Source organism: Longicatena sp., assembly GCF_982403165.1.
The window spans coordinates 1-8481 of sequence record NZ_CEVYEL010000082.1; the positions used below are offsets into that span (position 1 = coordinate 1).

At 39.3% G+C, this 8481-nt stretch carries 6 protein-coding genes and 1 riboswitch; of the genes, 5 read left to right on the forward strand and 1 reads right to left on the reverse strand.

Annotation, left to right across the window (positions count from 1 at the left end):
• Positions 1–105: 105 nt before the first annotated feature.
• Positions 106–207: riboswitch (purine riboswitch) on the forward strand.
• A gap of 179 nt (positions 208–386) precedes the next feature.
• From purE to purH, 5 genes are all read left to right on the forward strand, one after another.
• The gene (gene purE, locus AC1VS3_RS12155; protein WP_008690292.1) at positions 387–887 is read left to right on the forward strand and encodes a 5-(carboxyamino)imidazole ribonucleotide mutase; all 501 of its coding nucleotides are present in this window, start codon (positions 387–389) and stop codon (positions 885–887) included.
• A gap of 15 nt (positions 888–902) precedes the next feature.
• The gene (locus tag AC1VS3_RS12160) at positions 903–4598 is read left to right on the forward strand and encodes a phosphoribosylformylglycinamidine synthase (RefSeq protein ID WP_008690293.1); all 3696 of its coding nucleotides are present in this window, start codon (positions 903–905) and stop codon (positions 4596–4598) included.
• A gap of 86 nt (positions 4599–4684) precedes the next feature.
• Positions 4685–5716 (forward strand): phosphoribosylformylglycinamidine cyclo-ligase, encoded by a 1032-nt coding sequence (purM, locus tag AC1VS3_RS12165; RefSeq protein WP_008690294.1) that lies wholly within the window; start codon positions 4685–4687, stop codon positions 5714–5716.
• Entirely contained in the window at positions 5710–6294 is a 585-nt protein-coding gene (purN, locus tag AC1VS3_RS12170) for a phosphoribosylglycinamide formyltransferase (RefSeq protein ID WP_008690295.1), read from the forward strand. Before purM ends, purN begins: the two co-directional genes overlap by 7 nt.
• Positions 6295–6312: 18 nt before the next feature.
• A complete protein-coding gene (gene purH / locus AC1VS3_RS12175; protein ID WP_008690296.1) occupies positions 6313–7845 on the forward strand; it encodes a bifunctional phosphoribosylaminoimidazolecarboxamide formyltransferase/IMP cyclohydrolase in 1533 nt (510 codons plus the stop codon).
• A 260-nt stretch (positions 7846–8105) separates the two neighbouring features.
• Here purH and AC1VS3_RS12180 read toward each other — a convergent pair whose 3' ends face one another.
• Positions 8106–8351, reverse strand: a complete 246-nt coding sequence (locus AC1VS3_RS12180; protein ID WP_008690297.1) for a helix-turn-helix domain-containing protein — start codon at positions 8349–8351, stop codon at positions 8106–8108.
• Positions 8352–8481: the final 130 nt, after the last annotated feature.

An 8481-nucleotide genomic window follows, 5' to 3' on the forward strand; every position in this document is an offset into this window, starting at 1 on the left:
TTTCTATGCTATATTGAATACAGGTAAAAATGATAATAAACCTGTATAAATATATGTAAAAATTAAGAAAACCTATTGTAATACCATAGGAAGTTTAGTAAAATAATCATGTATTGACAATATGCTTGTATATACTCCATAATATGGATGGAGAGTTTCTAGCCGTGAGCCGTAAATTCACGGGCTACAAGCAAACAATTACTCTTTCTTTTTGTTCGAGACGTACTTGTTTGCTTGGCAGGCAGGTACGTCTTTATATTTTTATAGGAGGTCTTACTTATGGTCTTAAGAAGATGCACTATATTAATTACACAATTCAACGGTTTTTAGTGTACATATTAAGAGATGCTTGATATGTATTTTTTATTTCTAAGGAGGAAAAGCAAATGAGTGAAAAGAAACCTATCGTCAGTATTTTAATGGGAAGTCGCAGTGATCTTCCTACTATGGAAGCTTGTTTCAATCAGCTGAAGGAATTCGATATCCCCTTTGAAGCACATGCTTTATCAGCACATCGTACACCAAATGAAGTTATCGCGTTGGCAGAAGGCGCAAAGAAACGCGGTATTAAGGTTATTATCGCTGCTGCCGGTGGAGCTGCACACTTAGGTGGTGTGATTGCTAGTTCTACGACATTACCAGTGATTGGTGTTCCTATTCAGACAAGTGCATTAGGTGGTATGGACTCTTTGTTGAGTACCGTGCAAATGCCTGGTGGAATTCCTGTCGCAACTGTCGCAATCGGTAAAGCCGGTGCAAAAAATGCCGCTATCTTAGCAGCGCAGATGATTGCCTTGAGCGATGATGAAATGGCTGAAAAAATGGAAGCCTTTAAGAAAGCAATGGCTGAAAAAGTTATCAAAGATTCCGTAATTGAAGTGGAATAATATGAGGAGAAGAAGATGAACTATCGTGTGTATGTGAAGAAGAAAGAAGCTTTTCGTGTAGAAGCAGATTCTTTATTTCATGAATTAAAACAGAATTTGAATTTATCTGATGTACATGGTATTGAACTTTACAATGTCTATGATGTTTTCAATGGCGATGACCATGATATGGAATTGTTAAAGGATAAGGTATTATCAGAAAAAGTAACAGATGAAGTATTTGATGAAATCGCATTGGAAGGAAAGACATACATTGCTTATGAATGTCTGCCTGGACAATATGATCAGCGGGCTGATAGCGCACAGCAGTGTTTGATGCTGTTGAATAATAAGCAGGATGTTGTTATCAAAAGTGGAAAGATCGTTATTCTGGATGGCAGTGTAAGTGAAGAAGAACTTATCGCCATTAAGAACTATCTTATCAACCCTGTGGAAATGAGAGAAAAGGATCTTTCTGTTTTAATCAATGAAGAAGATGTTGAAATCGAAGCTGTTCCGGTTTTAGAAGGTTTCTGTGCTTTGGATGAAGCAGGCTTAGAAGCACTTCGTCAGGAACATGGCTTAGCTATGACCTTGGCAGATATTGCCCATGTGCAGAAGTATTTCAAAGAAGAAGAACAGCGTGATCTGACTTTAACGGAATTAAAGGTATTGGATACGTATTGGTCTGATCATTGTCGTCATACAACATTTGAAACAATCTTACAGAATGTGACCTTTGATGCCGGTTCTTTACAGGATAGCATCCAGAAGGCATATGAAACTTATTTGCATTTACGTGAAGAGGTACATGGGAATAAGAAAGTTATGACCTTGATGGATATGGCAACCATTGCCGGTAAATATTTGCGTAAGAATGGTAAATTGGAAGACATGGAAGTCAGTGATGAAATCAATGCCTGCTCCATTGAAATCACGGTGGATGTAGATGGTGAAGATCAGCAGTGGCTGTTGATGTTTAAGAACGAAACGCATAACCATCCAACGGAAATTGAACCATTTGGTGGCGCATCCACTTGTATCGGTGGTGCCATCCGTGACCCATTGTCAGGAAGAAGCTATGTCTATCAGGCAATGCGTATTACCGGTGCCGGTGATATTACAAAAGATATTAAGGAAGCTTTACCAAATAAATTGCCACAATCCCGTATTTCTAAGGGAGCGGCTGCCGGATATTCTTCTTATGGAAACCAGATTGGTTTAGCAACCACATATGTAAAAGAAATTTATAATGATGGCTATGTCGCAAAACGTATGGAAGTTGGTGCAGTCGTTGGAGCAGCACCGAAAGAAAATGTTGTGCGTAAAAAACCAAATGCCGGTGACATCGTTGTCTTGATTGGTGGAGCTACCGGACGTGATGGTGTCGGTGGAGCTACCGGTTCCAGTAAGGAACACAATGACACCTCTTTAACGAAATGTTCCAGTGAGGTTCAAAAAGGAAATGCACCGATTGAACGTAAGCTGCAGCGCTTGTTCCGTAATCCAAAGGCGACACGTTTGATTAAGAAAGCCAATGACTTTGGGGCCGGCGGTGTCAGTGTTGCCGTTGGTGAATTAGCCGATGGTTTACAAATTGATTTGGATAAAGTGCCAGTAAAATACAGTGGCTTATCAGGCACCGAATTAGCAATCTCCGAATCACAGGAACGTATGGCTGTATTAATTGAAGAAAAAGACTTTGATGAATTTAAACAATATGCCTATGAAGAAAATCTAGACGCTTGCATCGTTGCTGTGGTAACCGAAGAACCACGCTTGGTAATGCAGTTCCAAGGTAAGGAAATCGTGAATATGTCACGTGCTTTCCTGGATACCAATGGTGTGCGAGGCTTACAGGATGTTCTTGTGAAAGAAGGCTTAACAACAAAAGATCCATTCCACAGTAGTGTGAAAAGCATTGAAGAAGACTTACAGCAGCCAAATGTTGCTTCTCAGATTGGCTTGGCTGAAATGTTTGATGCTTCCATCGGTAAGTCTACTGTTTTAATGCCATTTGGCGGTAAGTATCAATTAACTGAAACAGAAGGCAGCGTACAGAAATTGCCTGTCTTTGGTTTCACAAATACGGCAAGCATCATGACACATGGATATCATCCTGAGGTATCTTTATACTCTCCTTATTTAGGAGCTAGCTATTCTGTCGTAGAAGCCTTGGCAAGAGTGACAGCGTTAGGTGGTAATTATGCTACTTGTCGTTTAACCAATCAAGAATACTTTGAACGTTTACATACAGACCCTGAAAAATGGGGCAAACCTATGCAGGCACTGCTTGGTTTGATTGAGGCAGAAATGGCTTTTGAAACACCGGCAATCGGTGGTAAGGATTCCATGTCCGGAACCTTTAATGATATCAGTGTGCCACCTACCTTGATTACCTTTGCCGTCACAACCGAAAAGACAGACAATATCATTTCCAGTGAATGCAAAGCAGCAGGTCATAACCTGTATCTGGTAAAACACACACCAAAAGCAAACAAGACTCCGGATTATGAACAGTTAAAGAAAAACTTTGCCCTTGTGCGTAAGCATATCTTAAATAAAGATATCGTAGCTGCTGCTACCGTGAAATTTGGAGGTATTGCCGAAACTTTATGTAAGATGAGCTTTGGTAATAAGATTGGTATCGATGTTGTGACGAATGAACCTGTTTTTGATATCAGCATTGGTTCTATCATCGTTGAAAGTGATAAGGTAATCGAAGATGATGCCTTCATCCTGTTAGGTACAACAACCGATACAAACAGTATTCGTATCAATGAGGAACGTATCAACATTGATGATGCTATCGCTGTTTGGTGCAAGCGTTATGATAAGATTTATCCAATGAGTGTTGATCATGATGGAAAACGTGTGGATACACCTACCTATACAAGCACAGAACATAAGAAAGCAAGCAAGACGTATGACAAACCGAAAGTTATCATTCCGGTTTTCCCTGGTCAAAACTGTGAATATGACACGAAACAGCAGTTTGAACGTGCCGGTGCCGAAGTTGAAATCTATGTCTTCAACAATCTGAATGTTACGAGCATTGAACGCAGTTTGAAAGAATTAAGTGAAAAAATTGCCCATGCGCAGATCTTAATGTTAGTTGGCGGTTTCTCCAGCGGTGATGAACCTGATGGCAGTGGTAAGTTTATTGCGAATGTCTTAAGCAATCCATTGGTAAATGAAGCAGTTCAGACATTGTTAAGCAACGATGGTCTGATTCTTGGTATCTGTAATGGATTCCAGGCATTGATCAAGAGTGGCTTATTGCCATATGGCAATATTGAAGGGCTGAATGAAGCTTCTCCTACCTTGTTCCGTAACAACATCAACCGCCATGTTTCACATATTGCGACAACGAAAGTTACCAGCAATAAATCTCCTTGGCTGTCTAGCTTTACACCAAATGACTGCCATAGCATTGCCATGTCACATGGAGAAGGTAAGTTTGTGGTAAGCGAAGAAGTTGCCAAAGAATTGTTTGAAAACGGACAGGTTGCGACACAATATGTTGATTTAGAGGGTAATCCAACTATGGATGGCACGTATAATATCAACGGTTCTTACTATGCCATTGAGGGTATTACCTCTAAGGATGGTCGTATCTTAGGTAAGATGGGACATAGTGAACGTTATGAAGATGGACTGTTTAAGAATATTGATGGTAATAAACTACAGAACATCTTTGAAAACGGTGTGAACTACTTTAAAAATAAATAAGAAGGTATGAAAAAGATAGCAATGCCTGTGTACACATCCTCAGGCATCGCTATCATGTATAGGATATACAGAAAGGTAAAGAGAATATGAGTGATAAGTATAGAGAAGCCGGTGTCAATCTGGAAGCTGGCTATGAATCCGTAAGATTGATTAAAAGTCATGTGGCACGTACAAAGGTAAAAGGTGCGATTGATTCTATCGGCGCCTTTGGCGGTATGTTTGATTTATCCATGTTAAATATGAAAGAGCCGGTTTTGGTTTCCGGTACAGATGGTGTTGGTACCAAGTTGATGATTGCTTTTGCGATGGATAAGCATGATACCGTTGGTATTGATGCAGTCGCAATGTGTGTAAATGATGTTTTGGTACAAGGAGCTGCGCCAATCTTCTTCTTAGATTATTTGGCAGTGGGCAAGAATGAGCCAACGAAGATCGAGCAATTGGTAAAAGGTGTAGCGGATGGCTGTGTACAAGCAGAATGTGCTTTGATTGGCGGCGAAACAGCAGAAATGCCGGATATGTATGATGTACAACATTACGATATTGCCGGTTTCTGTGTGGGTGCTGTAGATAAATGTAATCTATTAGATGGCCAGAAGATTGAAAAAGGCAATGTGTTGATTGGCTTACCAAGCTCCGGTGTACATTCAAATGGGTTCTCTTTGATTCGCAAGGTTTTATTAAAGGATGCGAAATTAGATTTACATAAGCGTTATGAAGAATTAGGTAATGAAAAACTAGGTGATGTTTTATTAACCCCTACTAAGATTTATGTCAAAGCTATTAAACACCTGCTAGGCAAGGTGGATATCAAAGGCATGAGTCATATTACCGGCGGCGGTTTCTATGAAAATGTACCAAGAATGTTAAAGGATGGACAGGGTGTTTCTATCGATTTAACGACATATCCACATAAACCAATCTTTGATTTCATTGCGAAGACAGGGGATATTCCTATGAAGGAAATGTGCAATGTCTTCAACATGGGTATTGGCTTTATGATGGCTGTGGATAAAGCAGATGTAGAAAAGGTACAAAGCCTGTTACAAGAAATCGGCGAAGAATCTTATGTCATCGGTGAAGTAACCGATAGTGGAAGTGTGGATTTAACATGGTAAACATTGCGATATTTGCCAGTGGCAATGGTTCTAACTTTGAGAATCTTGTCAACGAAATAAACAATGGACATATCGATAATGCCGTTTGTAAGGTATTGATTATCGATAAGGAACAAGCATATGCCAAAGAGCGTGCAGCGCGTTTAGGTATCCCATGTGTCTATGTGAATCCTAAGGGCTATGGCGGTAAAGAAGGCTATGAAACAGAAATCATGAAAACCTTAGAGAGCTATGAGGTTGAATTGATTGTTCTAGCAGGCTATATGCGTTTTATTGGCAAGGTGCTGTTAAGCAACTATCCAAATCGCATCATCAATCTGCATCCGGCATATTTACCTGCCTTCCCCGGTGCGCATAGCATTCAAGATGCTTTTGAAGCAAAGGTATCTTATACAGGGGTTACCGTGCATTATGTAGATGAAGGTGTCGATACAGGGGAAATCATTCATCAGGAAAAGATCATGATTGATCCATCCTGGGATCTGGAAACCTTAGAAGAACATGTGCATGCGAAGGAATATGATATGTTTCCACGTGTAGTAAAGACAGTTTGTGAACGTATGGAAGAACATAAATAAAGAAAGAGCGGTGTTATTATGAAACGAGCATTAGTAAGTGTATCTGACAAAACAAATCTGATTGAATTCGTATCCGGATTAAAAGAATTAGGTTATGAAATTATATCTACCGGTGGTACAAAGAAGGCTTTGGATAATGCCGGTTTAGATACCATTGGTATCTCAGAGGTTACCGGTTTTCCGGAAATCATGGATGGTCGTGTAAAAACATTACATCCAAAGGTACATGGAGCGTTATTGTGTGTACGTGATAATCCGGAGCATGTTCGTCAGATTCAGGAATTAGGTATTGATTATATTGATTTGGTTTGTGTAAACTTGTATCCATTCAAACAAACCGTACAAAAACCAGGTGTAACGCATGAAGAAATCATTGAAAACATTGATATCGGTGGACCTAGTATGCTGCGTAGTGCATCTAAGAACTATCGCTATATCCCAGTGATCGTAGATCCTAGTGATTATGCAATGGTATTAAATGAACTGCGTGAAAACGGTGAAACCCGTCCGGATACCAGAGAACTTTTAGCAGCGAAAGTATTCCGTCATACAGCAGCCTATGATGCGATGATTGCGGAATATCTGACAAATAAAACGGGTGAAAAATATCCTGAAAAATTAACGATTACCTTCGATAAAGTACAAGATCTTCGTTATGGGGAAAATCCTCATCAAAGTGCTGCCTTCTATAAAGGTATGAAACCTTCTTACTCCTTGGCAAATGCCAAACAGCTGCATGGTAAGGAATTATCCTACAACAACATTCAGGATGGCAATGCAGCGATTGAAATCTTAAAGGATTTTGAAGGACAGTGTGCGGTTGTTGGATTGAAACATATGAATCCATGTGGAGTAGGTATCGGTGCTACCTTGGAAGAAGCATGGGATAAGGCTTATGAAGCAGATCCAATTTCCATCTTCGGTGGTATCGTGGCAATGAATGAGCCGGTCAATGTAGCTGTTGCGGAAAAACTGGCAAACATTTTCTTGGAAATTATCATTGCGCCTTACTTTGAACCGGCAGCATTTGAAATCTTATCAAAGAAAAAGAATATCCGTCTGATGGAATTAGATACAACCTTAGAGGTAACAACAAAATATAAATATACGAATGTTAACGATGGCTTATTGGTACAGGATATTGATGACCATAAGCTGAAAGAAGAAGATTTGCGTTGTGTAACAAACCGTAAGCCTACCGAAGAAGAAATGAAACAATTGTTATTCGCATGGAAGGTTGTAAAGCATGTGAAATCCAATGCCATCGTATTGGTCAAGGATAACATGACAATTGGGGTTGGTGCCGGTCAGATGAATCGTGTCGGTGCGGCAAAGATTGCCATTGAGCAGGCAGGTGAAAAAGCCAAAGGTTCTGTTATGAGCAGTGATGCTTTCTTCCCTATGCCGGATACAGTAGAAGAAGCAGTGAAAGCAGGGGTAACAGCCATTATTCAACCAGGTGGTTCTATCAAGGATCAGCTGTCCATTGATGTGTGTAATGAGCATGACATTACGATGGTGTATACCGGAGTGCGTCACTTTAAACACTAAGATAGGAACATAAGAATGACAAAAGAAGATTGGATATTCAGCACTTTCGTTGCTCATATGCAATCTTCTTTTTTTAACAGCTTTGCTTCATTACTATCTTTATATGATCTAACTATGCAAAGCATTTGCATAGCTTATAAACTACGATTTCTCAAAAATCTACAGTATGAAAAAAGCGTTATGTTCTTTATCCATCTATGTAATACTTCAGCAACGAAAAGGATGCTATCATAAAAAAACAGACAGCTTGTGCCGTCTGTTTATGAACCGATTTCAGGTTCTAAGTTTTCAAAAAGTGGATCATCAAAAAATTCTATTATCGTGATGGATAAGCCATCACATATTTTTTTAATTGTAGATATCGTTGGATTTTTACTTTTTCCAAACTTAATATTATTTAATGTTGATTGTGTGATACCACATGTTGTGCTAAGACCATTTAAGGTGATTTCGTTTGTTTTGCATAATTGCAAGATACGTTTACAGCTTGCTTCTCCTATTGTCATAAATATCGCCCCTTTATACTATTTATTTTACTTAGATATACTACAAAAGGTTAACTACATTGGGTTATTATGATACTTTTGTTTACTTTTTATATCCATATAGATGTAAAGATACAATTTACATATCGCA

Coding starts and splice junctions, on each gene's coding strand:
- purE (WP_008690292.1), top strand. CDS start 387: ATGAGTGAAAAGAAACCTATCGTCAGTATTTTAATGGGAAGTCGCAGT.
- AC1VS3_RS12160 (WP_008690293.1), top strand. CDS start 903: ATGAACTATCGTGTGTATGTGAAGAAGAAAGAAGCTTTTCGTGTAGAA.
- purM (WP_008690294.1), top strand. CDS start 4,685: ATGAGTGATAAGTATAGAGAAGCCGGTGTCAATCTGGAAGCTGGCTAT.
- purN (WP_008690295.1), top strand. CDS start 5,710: ATGGTAAACATTGCGATATTTGCCAGTGGCAATGGTTCTAACTTTGAG.
- purH (WP_008690296.1), top strand. CDS start 6,313: ATGAAACGAGCATTAGTAAGTGTATCTGACAAAACAAATCTGATTGAA.
- AC1VS3_RS12180 (WP_008690297.1), bottom strand. CDS start 8,351: ATGACAATAGGAGAAGCAAGCTGTAAACGTATCTTGCAATTATGCAAA.